Annotated in this window: 17 protein-coding genes; 13 read left to right on the top strand and 4 right to left on the bottom strand. The window is 69.0% G+C overall.

All coding sequences use genetic code 11. The features are described 5' to 3' along the window. Positions 1 to 63: 63 nt before the first annotated feature. From G9473_RS03155 to G9473_RS03145, 3 genes are read right to left on the bottom strand one after another with little or no spacing between them, the layout of a single operon-like run. Positions 64 to 810, bottom strand: a complete 747-nt coding sequence (locus tag G9473_RS03155) for an ABC transporter ATP-binding protein (RefSeq protein ID WP_291135929.1) — start codon at positions 808 to 810, stop codon at positions 64 to 66. Next, on the bottom strand, positions 810 to 1,814 hold the full coding sequence (locus G9473_RS03150; RefSeq protein ID WP_291135927.1) for an iron ABC transporter permease: 1,005 nt from the start codon (positions 1,812 to 1,814) through the stop codon (positions 810 to 812). Before G9473_RS03150 ends, G9473_RS03155 begins: the two co-directional genes overlap by 1 nt. Continuing rightward, positions 1,811 to 2,695, bottom strand: coding sequence for an ABC transporter substrate-binding protein (locus G9473_RS03145; RefSeq protein ID WP_291135925.1), 885 nt, complete (start codon positions 2,693 to 2,695; stop codon positions 1,811 to 1,813). The genes G9473_RS03150 and G9473_RS03145 overlap by 4 nt, the downstream gene beginning before the upstream one ends. 363 nt (positions 2,696 to 3,058) lie before the next feature. Between G9473_RS03145 and G9473_RS03140 the strand changes: the two genes are divergently transcribed. From G9473_RS03140 to G9473_RS03085, 12 genes are all read left to right on the top strand, one after another. Continuing rightward, positions 3,059 to 4,084: a cell wall hydrolase gene (locus G9473_RS03140; RefSeq protein ID WP_291135923.1), complete on the top strand. Its 1,026-nt coding sequence runs from the start codon at positions 3,059 to 3,061 to the stop codon at positions 4,082 to 4,084. 126 nt (positions 4,085 to 4,210) lie between these two features. Beyond that, positions 4,211 to 4,579, top strand: coding sequence for a hypothetical protein (locus G9473_RS03135; RefSeq protein WP_291135921.1), 369 nt, complete (start codon positions 4,211 to 4,213; stop codon positions 4,577 to 4,579). 233 nt (positions 4,580 to 4,812) lie between these two features. Further along, the gene (locus G9473_RS03130; RefSeq protein ID WP_291135919.1) at positions 4,813 to 6,720 is read left to right on the top strand and encodes an EAL domain-containing protein; all 1,908 of its coding nucleotides are present in this window, start codon (positions 4,813 to 4,815) and stop codon (positions 6,718 to 6,720) included. A 250-nt stretch (positions 6,721 to 6,970) separates the two neighbouring features. Continuing rightward, positions 6,971 to 7,933: a malate dehydrogenase gene (mdh, locus tag G9473_RS03125; RefSeq protein ID WP_291135917.1), complete on the top strand. Its 963-nt coding sequence runs from the start codon at positions 6,971 to 6,973 to the stop codon at positions 7,931 to 7,933. Continuing rightward, positions 7,930 to 8,235: a hypothetical protein gene (locus G9473_RS03120; RefSeq protein WP_291135915.1), complete on the top strand. Its 306-nt coding sequence runs from the start codon at positions 7,930 to 7,932 to the stop codon at positions 8,233 to 8,235. Before mdh ends, G9473_RS03120 begins: the two co-directional genes overlap by 4 nt. Before the next feature lie 2 nt (positions 8,236 to 8,237). Further along, complete coding sequence (gene sucD, locus G9473_RS03115; protein ID WP_291135913.1) at positions 8,238 to 9,128, top strand: succinate--CoA ligase subunit alpha; 891 nt, start codon at positions 8,238 to 8,240, stop codon at positions 9,126 to 9,128. Positions 9,129 to 9,207: 79 nt separating this feature from the next. Next, a complete protein-coding gene (locus G9473_RS03110; protein ID WP_291135911.1) occupies positions 9,208 to 12,027 on the top strand; it encodes a 2-oxoglutarate dehydrogenase E1 component in 2,820 nt (939 codons plus the stop codon). A gap of 51 nt (positions 12,028 to 12,078) precedes the next feature. Next, positions 12,079 to 13,347 carry a 2-oxoglutarate dehydrogenase complex dihydrolipoyllysine-residue succinyltransferase gene (gene odhB, locus G9473_RS03105; protein ID WP_291135909.1) on the top strand — a complete coding sequence of 423 codons (1,269 nt, stop codon included), beginning with the start codon at positions 12,079 to 12,081 and terminating at the stop codon, positions 13,345 to 13,347. A gap of 79 nt (positions 13,348 to 13,426) precedes the next feature. Further along, entirely contained in the window at positions 13,427 to 14,839 is a 1,413-nt protein-coding gene (gene lpdA, locus G9473_RS03100; protein ID WP_291135907.1) for a dihydrolipoyl dehydrogenase, read from the top strand. A 33-nt stretch (positions 14,840 to 14,872) separates the two neighbouring features. After that, positions 14,873 to 16,243, top strand: coding sequence for an amidase family protein (locus G9473_RS03095; protein WP_291135905.1), 1,371 nt, complete (start codon positions 14,873 to 14,875; stop codon positions 16,241 to 16,243). Positions 16,244 to 16,266: 23 nt separating this feature from the next. Next, positions 16,267 to 16,965 (top strand): hypothetical protein, encoded by a 699-nt coding sequence (locus tag G9473_RS03090; RefSeq protein WP_291135904.1) that lies wholly within the window; start codon positions 16,267 to 16,269, stop codon positions 16,963 to 16,965. Then, positions 16,962 to 17,750 carry a trimeric intracellular cation channel family protein gene (locus tag G9473_RS03085; RefSeq protein ID WP_291135902.1) on the top strand — a complete coding sequence of 263 codons (789 nt, stop codon included), beginning with the start codon at positions 16,962 to 16,964 and terminating at the stop codon, positions 17,748 to 17,750. The genes G9473_RS03090 and G9473_RS03085 overlap by 4 nt, the downstream gene beginning before the upstream one ends. 6 nt (positions 17,751 to 17,756) lie before the next feature. On the opposite strand, the gene G9473_RS03080 is transcribed toward G9473_RS03085, so the two are convergent. Further along, positions 17,757 to 18,800: a hypothetical protein gene (locus G9473_RS03080; RefSeq protein WP_291135900.1), complete on the bottom strand. Its 1,044-nt coding sequence runs from the start codon at positions 18,798 to 18,800 to the stop codon at positions 17,757 to 17,759. Positions 18,801 to 19,001: 201 nt separating this feature from the next. Here G9473_RS03080 and G9473_RS03075 point away from each other — a divergent pair, with 201 nt between their 5' ends. After that, positions 19,002 to 19,832: a hypothetical protein gene (locus tag G9473_RS03075; protein ID WP_291135898.1), complete on the top strand. Its 831-nt coding sequence runs from the start codon at positions 19,002 to 19,004 to the stop codon at positions 19,830 to 19,832. Positions 19,833 to 19,902: the final 70 nt, after the last annotated feature.

Below are 19,902 nucleotides of genomic sequence, written 5' to 3'. Positions count from 1 at the left end.
GCTGGACATGGCCCTAGCGCAGGGCAGCGGGGCGATCCTTGGAAGGATGCGACAAAGCGCGGCTCACACGGCCGCCAGCGCCCGCCTTCCCGGCTCGCCCAACCAGCGCGCCTCGACGCCCCAGACATCGGCGATGGTCCGGCTCGAAAGCGCCTCTTCCGGCGGTCCGGCGGCGACAAGCCGGCCCCCGCGCAGCACCATCACCCGGTCGGCATGGTTCATCGCCAGCGCGAGGTCGTGGAGCACCACCACCACCCCCTGCCCCGCCGCCGCACAGGCGCGCAGGTGGCCGACGAGAGCGAGCTGGTGGGCAAGGTCGAGCGCGGCGAGCGGCTCGTCGGCGAGAATCCAGCGCGGGCTCCCGGCAAGCACCCGCGCGAGCAGGGCGCGCGCCCGCTCGCCGCCCGACAAGCGGCTCGCCGGGCGATGGCGCAGGTCCTCGAGCGAAAGCGCGGCGATCGCGCGCTCGATCGCTTCGCGCCCTGCGCCCCTCGCATCGCCATGCGGCATCCGCCCGAGCGCGACGAGCGTCTCCACGGCCACGTCCCAGGCAATGTCCGCCCCTTGCGGCAGGTAGCCGAGCACCCGCGCCCTCTCGCGCGGGGGCAAGCCTGAAAGATCGCGCCCGTCGAGGCTCACCCGGCCCTGTTCGGGCGCGAGCAGGCCGGCAAGACCGAGCAGCAGGCTCGACTTGCCCGCCCCGTTGGGTCCGACGATCGCGGTGATCGCCCCCGGCTCGAGCGCGGCGTCCAGTCCTTCGAGCACGCGCACGCCGCCGCGCCGCAGCGACAGGTTCTGAGCCGCCAGCATCACACTTCCCCCCGCCGCATCCGCAGCAAGAGCCAGGCGAAGAACGGCGCGCCGATCAGCGAAAGCGCGATGCCGAGGCGCAATTCGGTCACGAAAGGCAGCACCCGCACCGCGCTGTCGGCGGCAAGCACGAGGCAGGCTCCGGCGAGCGCGCTCGGAAGGATCAGGCTCGACGGGCGGCGGTCGGTCAGCGGGCGGACGAGATGCGGCACGATCAGACCGACGAAGCCGATGATGCCCGCGACCGCGACGCTCGCCCCGACCGTCAGGCCGACGCCGACGACCAGCAGCGCGAGCAGCCGCGCCGGGTCCACCCCCAGCGAACGCGCCGCCTCCTCGCCCAGCGTCAGCGCGTCGAGAGAGCGCGCGGCGAGGGCCAGCACCGCGATGCCCGCTGCCACAAGCGGCGCGGCGAGCAGGACCTCGTTCCACGAACGGTCGGTCAGCGCGCCGTTCAGCCACAGCACGATCTGGCTCATCGCGAAGGCCGAGGGCGCCATCGTGATCGCAAGCGCGGTGAGCGCGCCTGCGAGGCTCGCGATCATCAGCCCGGCGAGCGTGAACAGCGCGATCCCTCCGCCTGCCCCGCCGGCCGCGTCGCTGCTTGTACGCCCGGCGATGAGCGCGAGCAGCGCCATGGCAAGCCCCGCGCCCGCCAGCGCGAAGCCCGGCAGGCTCCACGCGGCGAGCGCGGGTGGGAGCGCCTGCGCGAACCAGAACGACCCGACCGCGCCGAGCGCCGCCATCGGCGCGATGCCGAACAGGCCCGGATCGGCCAGCGGGTTGCGAAGATAGCCCTGCATCGCCGCTCCCGCGGCGCCCAGCCCCGCGCCGATCACCACGGCGAGCAGCGCGCGCGGCAGGCGCAGTTCCATCAGGATGAGCGCCGCGTTCTCCGGCCCCGCGGCGGGCGCGAAAGGCGCGATCCACACGCGCCCCGCCAGCAGCGAGGCGGGCAGCAGCAGCGCCAGCAGCGCGCCGAAGGCCAGGCTCGCGCGGGTCACGGCGCGGCGTGCTCCATCCGCTCCCTGATCGCGGCGAAACGCGCGCGCACCGCAGGGATCGTCGGCCCGCCGCAATAAAGCAGGTTCGTCGGCAGGCGCTCGACGCGCGTGTCCTCCAGCCGGGCGAGCAGCGGGTGTTCCTGCCCCGCGCTGTCCCCCGCAACCAGCAGCAGATCGGGCGGGTCGGCGAGCAGGGTTTCGAGCGCGACATGGTCGGCCTGTCCCAGCCCGCGCGCGGCGGAATGGCTCGCAAAGCCGGCCTCGCGCATCAATTCGCCGATCAGCGTCGCCTCGCCCGGCACGATCTGGCCCGGCTGCCAGAGCATTGTGGCGATGTCCTCGCCGGGCGTTTCCGGCCCCGCCGCGATGCCCCCCGCAATTCGGCGCGCCAGCGCCTCGCCCGCCGCCTCGCGTCCCGCCAGCGCGGCGATCCGGCGGACCTGTTCGAGGCTTTCGGCAATACTCACCGGGCTGCCGAACGTCTCGACCCTGAGCCCCGCGCGTTCGAGCGCGGCGCGGGTCGCGGGATCGAGGAAGCTGCTCGCCAGCACGATGTCGGGCTGCAAGGCGAGCACTTCCTCGGCCGTCCCGCCGGTGGCGGCGAACCGCTCGACCACGCCCCGCGCGAGCGAGCTCGAGGCGGCGTCGCGGCTGTAATGCGACAGGGCGAGCACCTGCGCGGGCGCGGCGATTTCGACCAACAGCGCATCGAGGCATGGGTTGAGGCTGACGAAGCGCGGTGCGCCGCCCGCGTCCTGCCGGGCCTCCCGCTCGGTCGCGGGCGCGCAGGACGCGAGCAGCGCCGGAAACAGCGCCACGAACAGGGCGAGCGACAGGGCGGCAAGGTGGGCCCGGGCAGTGGTGAGAAGGCGTGACGGCATCGATCCCCTTGGGCCCATCCGATAGGGCCGCGCCCGCCCGCCCGCAAGCCGCGCCGTTGGCGCTCGGCCTGCGGAGGGTTAACCCGCTGCGCGCGGCTGTGCGCTTTCGGGACGCGCGCAAAGCCGCGCTCGCCCGGCTTTGCCTGCGGCGCTAGTCCAGCGCGCGTGACCCGCGCCCGCATCCTCAAACGCGCCCCTGCAGCGCCCAGCCCCGCCACACCAAGCGACGTCGCACCCGCACGCGCTGCGGCATCCGGGGAGAGGTCCGGGCTCGGCGGGCCACTGCACAGGCTCGCGACCCGCTTCTCGCGGCAATCTTCACGCGCAACTGCGACCGCGCATCCGCTCCGCCGGCGGCTCGGCGTGCTCGTCCTCGCCATCGCCGTCCCGGCCCTTGCCGCACCGGAAGCGGAGCGGGAGCGTCATGTGCCTGCGGACGGCCAGAGCCCGGCTGTCGCCGCGCCGGCGATGCCTTTCGAGCAGCCCGGGATGAGCTTTCCGGGCTCGGCCTTCTACTACCTCGCCGACCCGCCCGAGCGGGCCGCGCTGATCGCCCTGCCCGCGCCCGACCCGCTGGCCGAAGCACCGGCGGAGGGCGCACCGCTCGATCCCGGCCCGGCCGCCGCGCCCTTCCTCGCCGCGAGCGCCAGCCCGCGCGCCGCCGACTGCCTTGCCGAGGCGATCTTCTACGAGGCGGCGAGCGAGAGCGAGGCGGGCCAGCGCGCGGTCGCGCAGGTCGTGCTCAACCGGGTGCGCCACGCCGCCTGGCCGAACAGCGTGTGCGGCGTGGTGTTCGAAGGCTCCGAACGATCCACCGGCTGCCAGTTTACCTTCACCTGCGACGGCAGCCGCGCCCGGCCCCCGCGCGGTGCGGCCTGGGCGCGCGCGCGGCGCATCGCAGGGGCCGCGCTGGCGGGCGAGGTCTATGCCCCGGTCGGCCTTGCGACGCATTACCACACGCTGTGGGTCGCCCCGCGCTGGGCCGCCTCGCTCGATTCAGTGGGCACGATCGGCGCGCACGTCTTCTATCGCTCGCGGGGGAATGCCGGGCAGCTCGCCGCTTTCGATGAAGCCTATGCCGGAGCAGATAACGAGCTGGGGCCGGGAGCGGGCGCGCGCGGGCCCGCGCCGCAGGCGCGCCCGCGCGCGCCCGCGCCCTCCGACTCCGCCAAACCAGCCGCCGCCCGGCAATCACCGGTCCCCTCCCCCGCACCCTCAGCCGAACCCGCAAAGGGCAGCGGCAGCGTGCGCGCCGAATATCGCACCGCCGGAAGCTGGAAGGCGCGGCCCGAGCCGCCAGCCCCCGCCCCGCACATCGCGGTCGAACCGCTTGCCGCAGCCCCGCCGCAAGCCCCTGCGGCGAAAGGGTTAATGCCCGCGAAACCCTGACTCCACACCAAGCCTTAGCGCCATACCCCGTAAAGCCACGCGTATTGCATCAACGCCTGCGCCACGGTCGCAGGGGCGTCGGCACGACGCCCGCGACGGGGCCAAGACAGCGGAAACCGCGCCAGCATGACGATCCATTTCGCGGCCGCCCACGGAAGAGCCCCTGCACCCGCCTGCGCACCGGTCGCGCGCGGTCTCGCGCGGCGTGCGCGCGAGAGGGCCGCCAATGACAATGCGCGCGCGGCAAGGCCTGCGCCGAGCGCGCTTCCCGCGCGCGCGCGCCGCCACGCGCCGAGCGAGGAAATCCTGCGCGCGGCCCTGCGCCATTTCGCCGAGCACGGGCTCGGCGCCGCGCGCGCCGCGCGGGTCAAGGCCGAAGCCGCTTTCTTCGCGGGCGACCGCGCCGCCTATGACTGGTGGCTCGAGATCACCCGCACGCTCGACCGCCGCCTCGCGCTCGAGATCACGGCCCAAGAAGGCCGTCCGCGCGCCTGAACGGGCGGCCCTGTCGCGCTCGCGCCCCGGCTTGCCGCCGGGCGCCTTCCGGTGATCCCGAGACGCCAGCACACTCCTGCCTGCCCTGCGGAGCGCCGATTTTCGCGCGATAAAGCAGTAAGCGTTCCGTTAACCCGGCCTTGACCTGTTTGCGCTAGCCCGGAACGGATATGGGAGCGAGTGGACCCCTTGCCAAACTGCGCGCGCTGGCGCCGCGTCCGCGGGCGGACCGCGTGTCCGCGCGCGCGCGCCGTCTGCTGGTAAAGACGCTCTACACCCAGCCGGCCAGCCTTGCGATCGGCGCGCTCACCGGGATCGCGGCGACCGGCGTGTCGGCTTTCGTCGCGCGCCTGCCCGAACTCTATGTCGGTGCGAGCGTGCTCACCGTGATCGCGCTTGCGCGCGTGGTCGCCGCGATCGGCCTGTCGCCGGACAGCGGGCGCACCAGCACCGCCCGGCTCGAGGCGATCTACGAGATCGGCGCTTTCAGCTATGCGCTGGCGATCGGGATCGTCGGGGCGATGACGATCTGGCTCGGCGCGCCGGGCGAGGTGCAGGTGCTGATGGTGGCGAACACGCTGTGCTACGGGGTCGGCGTGTCGGCGCGCAATGCCGGCCGGCCCAGCATCGCGATCGGCCAGCTCACGCTTTCGCTGCTGCCGATCATGGCGGCCTGCATCGCCGAAGGCTCGGCCGCGCTGATCACCCTGGCGGTCACCATCGCCCTGCTCATCCCGGCGATGATGTCGATCGTGCTCAACATCTTCAAGGTGCTGCGCGATTCGATCGCCTCGGCCGAGACCAGCTCGCAGCTCGCCGACAAGATGCAGGTTCTCGCCCGCACCGATGTCGTCACCGGGCTCGCCAACCGCGCCGGGCTCAACCACGCGATGGTCGAGACGATGATGGGGCTCGAGGAGGACGCGCGGCTTGCGCTGATCTGGATCGACCTCGACCGTTTCAAAGAGGTCAACGACCTGCTCGGCCACCCGGTCGGCGACCGCGTCCTGATCGAGGTCGCGCGGCGGCTGCGCGATGTCTCGCCCGCAGGCGCGACCGTGGCGCGTTTCGGAGGGGACGAATTCGTGGTCTTCACCACCGTCGAGGATCGCAAGGCGACCGAACGGCTCGCAAGCGAGATCCATGCCGAGATCATGCGCCCGGTGCGGATCGACGGCGACAGGCTGGAAGTGCGCGCCTCATTGGGCGTCGCGCTGCTGCCCGAGGACGGGGCCGATGCCGACACGCTGATGCAGAGCGCGGACCTTGCGCTCTATCACGCCAAGGTCGGCGGGCGCTCGCAGACGCGCTTCTTCGACCGGTCGATGACCCGCGACCTCATCCGCCGACGCGAAATCGAGGACGAACTGCGCGCCGCGATCCAGCGCGAGGAACTGTCGATCTTCTTCCAGCCGATCGTCGACCTCGAAACCGGCCGCATCCGCACCTTCGAGGCGCTGGTGCGCTGGTTCCACCCGGAAAAGGGCGAATTGAAGCCCGACGAATTCATCCCCGTGGCCGAGGAGACGGGCGTGATCGTCACGCTCGGAAACTGGATCACCGCGCAGGCCGCGCGCACGGCCGCGACCTGGCCGGAGGACGTGAACCTAGCGGTCAACCTCTCCCCGCTGCAGATCCGCGCGCCGGGGGCGGCGCTCGGGATCAGGAACGCGCTGCGCGAAGCGGGGCTCGACCCCAGGCGGCTCGAACTCGAAGTGACCGAGAGCCTGTTCATCGAGGACAACCACGCGACCGCGGCCTTCATCGAGGAACTGTCCGCGATCGGGGTCAAGTTCGCTCTCGACGATTTCGGCACGGGCTATTCCTCGCTGGGCCACATCAACACCTTCCCGCTGCACAAGATCAAGGTCGACCGCAGCTTCGTCTCGGGCGCGCACGTGGGGCGCAAGAGCGATGCGATCATCCGCGCGGTCGCCGAAATGGGCTCGACGCTCGACATCGAGATAGTCGCCGAGGGGCTCGAGACGGTCGAACAGGTCCAGGCCGTGCGCGAGGCGGGCTGCACGCTGGGCCAGGGCTTCTATTTCAGCCGGGCCGTGCCCGATTACCTCGCCGCGATGCTGATCGCGCAGGAACGCGGCGAGGACTTCGCCCCAACACCGGCGCGCGCGCAAGCCTGAGACCAACCCCATCGAAAGCCACGCATCGCCGTGTCCGCGGTACGAAGGGGCGCGCCTTCATCCGCTTATTGCAATTGCGAACTGTTATCAAAGATTTCCGCCGATCCTGCCCTTTTGGCGGTTGCAATGGATTTCCCACGCGCCTAGGCCCGCCCGCGAGATCACGGCGCGCTTCGGCTTGGGACGGGCTGGCGGCTGCGCCAATGGACACGGTTTTCGTCCCGAAGGATCAGGGAAGGAAGTCCAAAACATGGCCCGCACCAAGATTGCGCTGATCGGCGCCGGGATGATCGGCGGCACGCTCGCCCACCTCGCCGCGAAGAAGGAAATGGGCGACATCGTCCTGTTCGACATCGCCGAGGGAATGCCGCAGGGCAAGGCGCTCGACCTCTCCCAGTGCGGACCCATCGAAGGCTTCGACGCCTCGATCAAGGGCACGAACGACTATGCCGACATTGCAGGCGCCGACGTGGTGATCGTCACCGCGGGCGTGCCCCGCAAGCCCGGCATGAGCCGCGACGACCTGCTCGGCATCAACCTGAAAGTGATGAAGGCGGTCGGCGAAGGCATCAAGAACAACTGCCCCGACGCGTTTGTCATCTGCATCACCAACCCGCTCGACGCGATGGTCTGGGCGCTGCGCGAATTCTCGGGCCTGCCGCACAACAAGGTCGTCGGCATGGCGGGCGTGCTCGACAGCGCGCGCTTCGCGACCTTCCTCGCTTGGGAATTCGGCGTCTCGGTGCGCGACGTCAACGCCTTCGTCCTCGGCGGGCACGGCGACACGATGGTCCCGGTCCTCTCCTACTCCACGATCAACGGCATCCCGGTGAAGGACATGGCCGCGATCAAGGGCGTGTCGGAAAGCCGCCTCGACGAAATCGTCGACCGCACCCGCAAGGGCGGCGGCGAGATCGTCGGCCTGCTCGGCAACGGCTCGGCCTATTACGCCCCCGCCACCAGCGCGATCGCCATGGCCGAAGCCTATCTCGGCGACCAGAAGCGCATCCTTCCGTGTGCGAGCTATGTCGAAGGCAAGTACGGCCTCGACGGGCTTTATGTCGGCGTTCCCACGATGATCGGCGCGGGCGGCACCGAGGACGTGATCGAGATCGACCTCAACGACGAGGAAAAATCCAACCTCCAGGTCAGCGTCGACGCGGTCAAGGAACTGCTCGAGGCGTGCAAGGGGCTGGATAGCTCGCTGGCGTGAGCATCGCGTTCGTCTTCTTTCTTGGCCTATCCTTGGTCGCCCTTGCGAGTTGGATCGCAGGGGTCAGCCTCAGAAGGCTGAGAAGCGGGTGGACCGCGATCGTGAGCGGCAGCATCTTGCTTGTTCCGGGGCTTCTCTTGTTCTTCGATGCTCCGGTGCACTTAGTCGGCATTGACGGCGAGGAAATCTATGGATTTGCCATGCTTGGAGCGGTGACGATGCTGCTCGGGATGATCGCCCTGACCATTGCGCTTATCATCCGCTCAAAAATCCACCTATTCGGAATCATAAAAGAGGAATAATCATGTCCATCCTCGTAAACAAAGACACCAAGGTCATCACGCAGGGGATGACCGGCAACACCGGCACCTTCCACACCGAACAGGCGCTCGCCTACGGGACGCAGATGGTCGCGGGCGTGACGCCGGGCAAAGGCGGCACGGAGCACATCGGCCTGCCGCAGTTCGACACGGTGAAGGAGGCCAAGGCCGCGACCGGCGCGACCGCCTCGTGCATCTACGTGCCGCCGCCCTTCGCAGCCGACGCGATCTGCGAGGCGGTGGATGCGGAGATCGAGCTCATCATCTGCATCACCGAAGGCATCCCGGTGCTCGACATGGTCCGCGCCAAGCGCGCGCTCGAAGGCTCGAAGTCGCGCCTGATCGGCCCGAACTGCCCCGGCGTGCTGACCCCCGATGAGTGCAAGATCGGCATCATGCCCGGCTCGATCTTCAAGAAGGGCTCGGTCGGCGTCGTCAGCCGTTCAGGCACGCTCACCTATGAAGCCGTCCACCAGACCACCCAGGTCGGGCTCGGCCAGTCGACCGCGGTCGGCATCGGCGGCGACCCCGTCAACGGGACGAACTTCATCGACGTGCTCGACCTCTTCCTCGACGACCCGGAAACCGAAAGCATCATCATGATCGGCGAGATCGGCGGCAGCGCGGAAGAAGAAGCCGCCGCCTTTTTGAAGGCCGAGGCCGCCAAGGGCCGTAAGAAGCCGACCGTCGGCTTCATCGCGGGCCGCACCGCGCCTCCGGGCCGCCGCATGGGCCACGCGGGCGCGATCGTCTCGGGCGGCCAGGGCGGCGCGGAAGACAAGATCGCGGCGATGGAGGATGCGGGCATCCGCGTCTCGCCGTCCCCGAGCGAACTCGGCACGACGCTCGCGGCGATGCTCAAGGAAACGGCCTGACCATACCTCTGGCGCGCCCCGGCCCCGCCGGGGCGCGCCCCCTCCTCCTCCCCCTCCTACCCCCAGCGGGACATTCGCCATGAACAAGGAAACCGCAAACTTCATCCCCGAAATGACCGACCAGGAAGGCCCGCAGCCCGGACCCTCCTGGGGCAACCGGGCGTGGCTCGACACGGTGAGCGGGGCCGACGCGGACCTGTCGGCGGCGATGGACCCGACGCAGATGGGCCTCGAGGCGATGAAGGGCGCGGTCGAAAAGGCCGCGGCGAAGGCCGGCAAGAGCATGGACCCGCAGGCGGTCCAGCGCGCGGCGAGTATGTCGATCGCGGCGATGACGCTGGTGCGGCTCTACCGCGTGCGCGGGCATCTCATGGCCGATCTCGACCCGCTGGGCCTGTCCGGCCAGCGCGAGGTGCCCGAGGACCTGACGCTCGAATTCCACGGGCTTGCCGGGCTCGAGAACGAAGAGGTCTATGTCGGCAGCGTGCTCGGCATGGAATGGACCACGGTGGGCCGGCTCCACCGCCGCCTGCGCGAAGTCTATTGCGGCAAGGTCGGCCTCGAATACATGCACATCGCCGACACCGAGGAACGCCGTTTCCTGCAGGACAAGTTCGAAAGCCCGGGCGAGACGATCCAGTTCACGCCGGAAGGCAAGAAGGCGATCCTCGCCGCCGTGCTGCGCGGCGAGCAGTACGAGGAATTCCTCGGCAAGAAATATGTCGGGACCAAGCGGTTCGGCCTCGACGGCGGGGAATCGATGATCCCGGCGCTCGAAGCCGTCATCAAGCACGGCGGCAGCGCAGGCGTGCGCGAGATCATCTACGGCATGGCGCATCGCGGGCGGCTGAACGTGCTCGCCAACGTGATGGCGAAGCCCTACCGCGTGATCTTCCATGAGTTTTCGGGCGGCAGCGCGAACCCCGACGATGTCGGCGGTTCGGGCGACGTGAAATACCACCTCGGCACCTCGACCGATCGCGAGTTCGACGGGATTTCGGTCCACATGAGCCTCACGCCCAACCCCTCGCACCTCGAGGCGGTGAACCCGGTCGTGCTCGGCAAGGCCCGCGCGCAGCAGGCGATCCGCGACGACCTCGCCAAGAAGGACGAAGTCCTGCCCGTGCTCATCCACGGCGATGCGGCCTTCGCCGGACAGGGCGTGGTGTGGGAGAGCCTCTCGCTCTCCGGCGTGCCGGGCTATGACACCGGCGGGTGCATCCACTTCATCATCAACAACCAGATCGGCTTCACCACTTCGCCCAAGTTCGCCCGCTCCTCGCCCTATCCGTCCGACGTGGCGAAGGGCGTCATGGCGCCGATCCTCCATGTCAACGGCGACGATCCGGAAGCGGTGACCTTCGCGTGCAAGCTCGCGGTCGAATACCGCCAGACCTTCCACCGCGACGTGGTGATCGATATGTGGTGCTATCGCCGCTTCGGCCATAACGAGGGCGACGAGCCCAAGTTCACCCAGCCGCTCATGTACGACGCGATCCGCGGCCATCCCAAGGTCTCGAAGATCTACGAGGAGCGCCTGATCGCCGAAGGCGTGATCGAAAAGGGCCACCGCGAAGAGGTCGCCAAGGAATTCGTCGAATTGCTCGACGAGGAATTCGAAGCGGCCAAGAGCTACAAGCCCAACGAGGCGGACTGGTTCGCGGGCCGCTGGGCCGGATTGAACAAGCCCGCCGATCCCGAAACCGCGCGGCGCAATGTCGAAACCGCGATCGAGCGCAAGATGTTCGACCATATCGGCCGCGTGCTGACCGAGGTGCCGGACGATCTCGACATCCACAAGACGCTGGGCCGCGTGCTCGCGGCGAAGAAAGAGATGTTCGAGACCGGCGAAGGCTTCGACTGGGCAACGGCCGAGGCGCTCGCTTTCGGCAGCCTCGTGATGGAAGGTTACGGCGTGCGCCTGTCGGGGCAGGACTCGGGGCGCGGCACCTTTTCGCAACGCCATGCCGTCTGGGTCGACCAGAAGACCGAGCGCAAATACGTGCCGCTGAACACCCTGCCCCACGGCAAGTTCGAGGTGCACGACTCGACGCTGTCGGAATACGGCGTGCTCGGCTTCGAATACGGCTTCGCCATGGCCGATCCCAAGAGCCTCGTGCTGTGGGAAGCGCAGTTCGGCGACTTCGCCAATGGCGCGCAGATCATGATCGACCAGTTCATCGCGAGCGGAGAGGTCAAGTGGCTGCGCGCCAACGGGCTCGTGATGCTGCTGCCGCACGGCTACGAGGGACAGGGGCCGGAGCACTCCTCGGCGCGGCTCGAACGGTTCCTGCAGCTGTGCGCGAACGACAACATCCAGGTCTGCAACATCACCACCCCGGCGAACTACTTCCACGTGCTGCGCCGCCAGATGCTGCGCCCGTTCCGCAAGCCGCTCATCATCATGACGCCGAAATCGCTGCTGCGTCACCCGATGGCGAAGAGCGACCGCGAGGAATTCCTCGGCGACCGTCAGTTCCGCCGGATCAAGTCCGACACGACCGAGATCGCCGACGAGAAGGTCAAGCGCCTCGTCCTGTGTTCGGGCAAGGTCGCCTACGACCTCATCGAAAAGCGCGACGAGCAGGGCCTCGACGACGTCTCGATCGTGCGGATCGAGCAGCTCTACCCCTTCCCGGGCGAGCCGCTGGCGGTGCGGATGAAGCGGATGACGGGTCTCGAACAGGTCGTCTGGTGCCAGGAAGAGCCGAAGAACAACGGCGCGTGGCTGTTCGTCCAGAACCAGATCGAGGATTCGCTGACCATGGCGGGCTTCGAAGGCAAGCGGCCGATCTATGCCGGGCGCGATCCCGCCGCCTCGCCCGCGACCGGCCTCGCCAGCCGCCACAAGGAGCAGCAGGAGCGGCTCGTGGAGGAAGCGCTGGGGCTCGCCGGCTAGGCCCGCCAAAGCAAGACAAGAGACAGCAACGAAGCTCAGGAAGCATCCGAAATGGCAACCGAAATCAAAGTCCCCGCCCTCGGCGAATCGGTCACGGAAGGCACGATCGGCGAATGGCTCAAGCAGCCGGGCGACCCGGTCGAGGCCGACGAGCCGATCGCGAGCCTCGAAACCGACAAGGTCGCGGTCGACGTGCCCTCGCCGGTCGCGGGCGTCATGTCCGAGCACAAGGTCGCGGTCGGCGACACGGTCGAAGTCGGCGCGGTGATCGCGCTGATCGACGAGGGGGCCGAAGCCTCGCCCTCGCCCTCGCCCTCCCCTGCCCCTGCGCCCGCCGAGAGCGAGACGAAGGACGACGACGCGGACAGCAAGGGCGGCGAAGGCCCGTCCGAGGAACTGATCGCGGCGGCCGCGACGCTTTCGCCCGCGGTGCGCCGCGCGGTGCTCGAACACGGGGTGGACCCCTCCACGATCAAGGGCACGGGCAAGGACGGCCGCCTGACCAAGGAAGACGTGATCGCCGCCGCCGAAGCGAAGAAGAGCGGCGCGCCCGCGCCTTCCGCAGCGCCCGCCCCGGCGCCTTCACCCGCCCCCGCTCCGACGCTGGTTGCGACCGGCGAACGCCGCGAAGAGCGGGTCAAGATGACCCGGATGCGCCAGACCATCGCCAAGAGGCTGAAAGGCGCGCAGGACAATGCCGCGCTGCTCACCACGTTCAACGATGTCGACATGAGCGCGGTGATCGAGGCCCGTAACAAGTACAAGGACCTCTTCGCCAAGAAGCACGACATCCGTTTGGGCTTCATGGGCTTCTTCGCCAAGGCCGCCTGCCTTGCGCTGAAGGACGTGCCGGCGGCCAACGCCTATATCGAGGGCGACGAGATCGTGTACCACGACTATGTCGACATCTCGGTTGCCGTGAGCGCTCCCAACGGCCTCGTCGTCCCCGTCATCCGCGACGCCGACAAGAAGGGCTTCGCCCGCATCGAAAAGGACATCGCCGATTTCGGCCAGCGCGCCAAGGAAGGCACGCTGACGATGGAGGACATGAGCGGCGGCACTTTCACCATTTCGAATGGCGGCGTGTTCGGAAGCCTCATGTCGACCCCGATCATCAACCCGCCGCAGAGCGCCGTGCTCGGCCTCCACCGGATCGAGGATCGGCCGGTCGCGGTGAACGGCGAAGTCGTCATCCGCCCGATGATGTATATCGCCCTGTCCTACGACCACCGCCTGATCGACGGGCGCGAGGCGGTGACCGCGCTCAAGATCATCAAGGAAGCGATCGAGGATCCGACCCGGATGCTGATCGACCTGTGAGGCGCGCCATCGCGGCGTAACGATTGAACAAGACAATGGCTGATCCCACCTCGCCATCGAGGGGTCACGGAGCAGAATAATGGCTGAATACGACTACGACGTCCTCATCATCGGTGCCGGCCCCGGCGGCTATGTCGCTGCGATCCGCGCGGCGCAGCTTGGGCTGAAGACCGCCTGCGTCGAAAGCCGCGAAACGCTCGGCGGGACGTGCCTCAACGTGGGCTGCATCCCGTCGAAGGCGCTGCTCCACGCCTCCGAACTGTTCGAGGAAGCCGAGGGCGGCCATTTCGCGACCTGGGGGATCGAGGCCAAGGCGACGTTCGACCTCAAGAAAATGATGGCCGAAAAATCCAAGGCCGTGAGCGACCTCACCGGCGGCATCGAGTTCCTGTTCAAGAAGAACAAGATCACCTGGCTCAAAGGCCACGCCGCGTTCGAGGACGCGCACACGGTCAAGGTCGGTGACGAAACCCACACGGCGAAGGACATCGTCATCGCGACCGGCTCTTCCGTCACCCCGCTCCCCGGCGTCGAGGTCGACAACGCAAAGAAGCGTATCGTCGATTCGACCGGCGCACTCGACCTGCCCGAAGTCCCCGAACATCTCGTCGTGATCGGCGGCGGCGTGATCGGCCTCGAACTCGGCAGCGTTTGGCGCAGGCTCGGGGCGAAGGTGACGGTGATCGAATTCCTCGACCAGCTCCTGCCCGGCATGGACGGCGAAGTGCGCAAGGAAGCGGGCAAGATCTTCAAGAAGCAGGGCATGAACATGATGCTCGGCCACAAGGTCACCGGCGCCAGCGTCAAGGGCAAGAAAGTGACGCTGACGGTCGAGAAATCGGCCGGCGGCGACGAACAGACCATCGAGGCGAGTCACGTCCTCGTCTCGATCGGGCGACGGCCCAACACCGACGGGCTGATGCTGGAAAAGGCCGGGCTGCAGACCAACAACAAGGGCCAGGTCGAAATCGGCCACGACTTCCGCACCAAGGTCGACAACATCTGGGCGATCGGCGACGTGGCTCCCGGCCCCATGCTCGCGCACAAGGCCGAGGACGAGGGCATCGCCGTGGCCGAATTCATCGCCGGGCAGACGGGCATCGTGAACCACGATGTGATCCCGAACGTCGTCTACACCACGCCGGAAATCGCGGGCGTGGGCCTCACCCTGGAACAGGCGGTCGAAGCCGCGGGCGGCGACAAGGCCAAGGTCAAGGTCGGCAAGTTCCCGATGATGGCGAACAGCCGCGCCAAGGCGAACCGCGACACAGACGGCTTCGTCAAGGTGATCGCCGATGCGGAAACCGACCGCGTGCTGGGCGTGTGGATGGTGAACTCGCTTGCGGGCACCATGATCGCGCAGGCGGCCCAAGCGATGGAATTCGGCGCGACGTCGGAAGACATCGCCTATACCTGCCACGCCCACCCGACCCATGCCGAGGCGTTCAAGGAAGCGGCGATGGCGGTGACGGGCAAGCCGATCCATATCTGACACCACGCGTCGGCGGCCTGAGGGGGAGAGACGATGGCCTATCCGCAAGTGACGACCAAGCCCGGCGCGCTCGACACCGCGGCGGCGATCCGGGAGGGCAGGCTCTCTGTCGCCGAGGCGGTCGATGCCGCGATCGTGCGGATCGAGCATCTCGATGCCGAAGTGAACGCTCTCGCCGTGCCCGATTTCGAGCGCGCCTTTGAAACCGCCAAGGCGATGGACCGGGAAGGGCCTCCAAAAGACGGGGGCGAGAACCAGCCGCTCTTCGGAGTGCCGATGACGGTCAAGGAAAGCTTCGATGTGGCGGGCCTGCAATCCTGCTGGGGCCATGAACGGCTGACCGATTACGTGCCCGCGCGCGATGCCGAACTGGTCCGGCGGCTCAAGGCCGCCGGCGCGGTCATCATCGGCAAGACCAACGTGCCGACCGACCTCACCGACTGGCAGAGCTTCAACCCGGTCTATGGCCGCACCACGAACCCGCATGACCCGGCGCGCTCACCCGGCGGTTCCTCCGGCGGCGGCGCGGCGGCGGTGGCGGCCGGGATGGTGCCTTGCGAATACGGCACGGACATCGGCGGATCGGTCCGCGTGCCGGCGCATTTCTGCGGCATCTGGGGGCACAAGACGACCCACGGCATCGTCTCGAAACGCGGCCATGACCACCCGATGATGGCCCGGCGCGAAGGCTTCGTCGCGGCGCATGAAAGCGCGCTGTCGATCGCCGGTCCGCTCGCGCGCAATGCGGAAGATCTCGCCGTGCTGACCGAAATCGGCGCGCGCTTCCCGCTCCGGGCGAAGGGCAAGCCGCTCGCCGAGTGCCGCCTGCTCGCGCTCACCGACCTGCCCGGCTGCCCGCTCGACGCCAGCGTCGCCGGGCCGACCGAAGCCGCGCTCGAAGCGCTCGCGCAGGCGGGCATTGCGGTGGACCGGGAAAGCGAACTCCTGCCCGATCTCGCGCAGCAGCACCGCGACTACCTGCGCATGATGAACACCGTCATGGCCCGCGGCGCGCCCTCGCCCAGCGGCAAGCGCGCCACGGCGAGCGACTGGTTCGACCTGCTCGACGCGCAGGCCGCGAGCCAGGTCCTGTGGGAGCGGCTGTTCGAGCGCTACGACTTCGTCCTCGCGCCCCCCGCCCCGGTCCTCGCCGTGCCGCATCGCGAGGAGGCGGTGTTCAAGGGCTCGCTCGACGTGAACGGCGAGGACGTGCCGGGCGGCGCGGGGCTGATCTTCTCAGGGCTCGCCACCTTCCCCGGCCTGCCCTCGACCGTCCTTCCCATCGGGTCGAGCGGCTATCTCGGCGCGGAGCTGCCCTGCGGGATGCAGGTCATGGGGCCGGCCTTTGCCGACCTCGACTGCATCGCGGCGGCGGGCGAGATCGGGAAAATCTTGCACGGCTGAGCGCAGCCCGCCATGGCGCGCTGATGGCCCGCAAACCCTTCATGCTCACGCTTGCCAAGTGGCACATCTGGCTCGGCTGGCTGGTCGGCGTGCCGATCGCGGCATGGCTCGCCACGGGTCTGTTCATGACCTTGAAGCCCATCGAGGAAGTGCGCGGCGAGCACCTGCGCTTGTCCGCCGAGGCCGAACCGCTGGTCCTGCCCGGCAGCGCCATAGCGGACGAGGCGGCGCAGCTCGCCGAGATGCGGGTGGTCATGCAGGAGGGCCGCGCGGTCGCGATCCTCACCAGCCTCGACGGGGCGGTGAGCCGCCTCGACATGGCAACGGGCGCGCCCCTCCCCCCGCTCGACGCCGCCGCCGCGCGCGCGCTGGTCGAGCGCCGGATCGCAGGCGGCGACAACGTGCGCGCGGCCACCTTGTTCGAAGCCGATGCCGTCCCCTTCGATTTCCGCCGCCCGCTCGCGGTCTGGCAGGTCGCGCTTGCGGACGGGACGAACATCTATGTCGGGCGCGACACGGGCGAGATCGAGGCGGTGCGCACGCGCTGGTGGCGCTGGTTCGATTTCGCCTGGGGGCTGCACATCATGGACCTTTCCGAGCGCGAGGACACCAGCCACCCGGTGCTGATCGGCTTTGCCGCGCTCTCGCTCATCGGCGCGCTCTTCGGCGTCGTCCTGCTGTTCCGTCGCCGCCGCGCGCGCGGCCTGAGGAGCGCGCCATGAACGCAGGCGTTACGGGTGCGATCCTGACCCCGATCCTCGACTGGCTCGACCTTGCCGGCATCGCGGTCTTCGCGCTGTCGGGCGCGCTCATCGCCGCGCGCGAGCGGCAGAGCTTCGTCACCATGGGCTTCTTCGCGCTCGTCACCGGAGTCGGCGGGGGCACGATCCGCGACCTGTTGATCGGCGCGCCGGTGTTCTGGATATTCGATCCCTGGGTCGCCCCGGTCTGCCTCGGCATGGCGATCCTCGCCTGGTATTTCCCGGGGCGCATCTGGGACGGGCGGCTGTTCTTCTACGCGGACGGCGCGGGGCTCGCCGCCTTTTCGGTGCTCGGGACGGCCAAGGCGCTCGCCTATGGCATCCCGCCGGTCCCGGCGATGCTGATGGGGGTGCTGACCGGGGTTGCGGGCGGGATCATCCGCGATGTCGTGGCGGGGCGGCCTTCGGTCATCATGCAGCCGCAGATATATCTCACCGCCGCGCTGATCGCCTCGGCCATCACGGCGGCGGGCTCCTTCCTCGCCGAGGTCCTGCGTTTCAACGAGACCATCGCCTGGGCCGCGGCCTTCGCGGTCGGCTTCGTCGTCCGGCTCGGCGCAATCCGGTTCCGCTGGCGCTGGCCGTCCTATGGCAGGCTGCGGCGCAAGGCCGCCGCCGAGACGGCAGCCCAGATGGACGCCATCGCCGAAATCGAGGCTGGCGAGTATCCCGCCGGAGAAGCGAGCGAAGGGGCGGGCCAGGCCGAAGAAGCCGCCTCGCCAGAGCGCGATTCAGCGGCGCCTTGATCCGCCTTAGCGGCGCAGGTCGCCGTCGATCGGACGCCGCTCGGGGATTTCTTCGCCGGGGATCGGCCCGCCGGGATAGGCCGGCTGGCGCGACGCGCTGAGCGGGACGAGCGGCTCCCCGCGCGGCGCAGCGCGGCGCTCTCCGGCAAAGGCAGCCTCGACATCGGCCGGGCTCGTCACCAGCGCGACGCGCATCGTCTCGTCGGGCTGCGGGCCGAAGCCTTCGCGTTCCTCGATATTGGCGCGCGCGGTGAGATAGCGCACGTCGCTCCACTGGTCGCCCCCGCCCGAGCGCATCGGTGGGATATACGTCTCTTCCCCGCCCGCAGGCGCGCGCGGCGTCGGGGCCGCGCTGCCGCGGAAACCGTCCGAAAAGCCGCTGTAGTCGACCCGCTCGACCCGCCCGTCATTGCCGATGGAACACAGAAAACCCGACCCGTCGAACAGCGATCCGGTGACGGACCAGCCGCGCGCGGTGCGGCTGACATTGTCGACCTCGTTCACGCGCACGTCGCGCTCGATTTCGGAAAGGCACATATCGACCGCGTTTTCGAGCCCCGAAGCGCCCGCCCGGCGAACCGCGCCGCGGCGGTCGTCGGCCCGGCGAGTGTCCCAGCGGCGGTCATCGACGCGCCTGTCGTCATAGCGCCTGTCGTCATAACGATCATCGTAGCGCACGCGGTCGCGCTCGACGATCACCACGTCGCGCTCGCGTTCGCGCCGGTTGTTGCTCGCGGCGCTGGCGATGGCGGCGATCCCGCCGATGATGACCGCGCCCGCCAGCACGTCGCCCGCGCTGATCCCGCGCCGGCCTCTCCAGCCGCGCCCCCGCCAGCCGCGACAGCCCCAGCGCCGCCAGCAGCGCCGCCAGTCGGCGGTGTCGGCCTGCGGGTCGTAGCGGCTGGAATTGAAATCGGGGAGCAACGCGCTGCCGCTCGCCGCGGGGCGGACGAGATTGGCCGGAAGCTCGGCCGCAGTAACCGGAGCGGCGGTCAGCGAAAGGGCGGCGGTGAATGTGGCGATTGCGGCCGTGCGAGTGGGGAACGCCATCAAAGGTCCTCCTTGCAAACGAACATTGCGCAAGAAGAGCGGCCACCAATCGCTCATCCGTCAGTCGCCTTCCGCCTAACCCCGCACGGCTTAGCCGCACGTGAACGGCAGGAGGCGCGCATATCAAAGCACGCGTGCGGTGCGGCGGCAAGGTCCAGTTCTTACAAAGACCCCGCGCAAGGGCGTGCTAATCCGGCGCCCATGACCCGCCTCGTCCTGCTTGCGTGTGCCGCGCCCGCTCTCGCCCTGAGCCCCGTCGCCGCTTCTGCGGTAGAAGAGGTCGAAACCGTCGGTGCGGCGGCCGAGCGGTTGGGCTGCGAAACCGTCGAATACGGCGCGGCGACATCGCCCGATATGCCCGCCTGGAGCGATGACGCGGCCTTTTACGGCAAGGCGCTCGCGTCCGCCGACGACCCTTCCGTGGTGGTGTGCGAGGTCGAACGGCATCCCGACCGCGTGCGCGGCAAGCTGCGTGTCGGAGAACGCATCACCCGCGCAGGCCAGACGGTCACGATATGGCATGGGCGCATGGGCGGCAGGCGCATGGTGCTCGAAGTCGAAGGCGGCGACCTGAAGACGCCGCAAGTGCTGGCCGAATGCTCCTCGAAACGCTCCTACGTGGCGCAGGGCGACGTCGTCGAGTGCGACCAGTTCCTCGATTTTCGCAAGGTCTTCTACATTCGCTCGACCCTGCTGCCGAACGGGGCGACGGCCTCGGTGCTGCGCTTCGTCGACAATGCAGCCTTCACCGATCCGGTCGATCCCGGAGGCCCCGCCACGGTATCCTCGTCGATCGGAAGCGTCGCCCTGGTGAGCGAGGGCAGGCGGTTCGGCAAAGCCTTCGCGATGGAAGGCCCCGCCGAGGAAACGAGCGCGCTGTTGGGCCGGTGGATCGCCGGCCAGGGCGCGCCCGTGACACTGACCTATCGGCTGACCGACGGGTCCGAGCGCAAAATCGAGGGGGAGTTCACCGCGATCGCGCCGACCTGGAACCTCACCTACGCGATGGCCCGCCTGCTCGCTGGCGATTGAGCGCCTGCCTGAGGCGAAAGCGCCCTCCCGGCCTTAGGGCCGGAAGGGCGCGCGGTGGTTCGTATCGCAG

Origin of the sequence: Erythrobacter sp., from assembly GCF_011765465.1 — a bacterium.
In the GTDB taxonomy this organism is placed as follows: Bacteria; Pseudomonadota; Alphaproteobacteria; order Sphingomonadales; family Sphingomonadaceae; genus Erythrobacter.
This window is presented reverse-complemented; position numbering and strand designations above follow the sequence as displayed.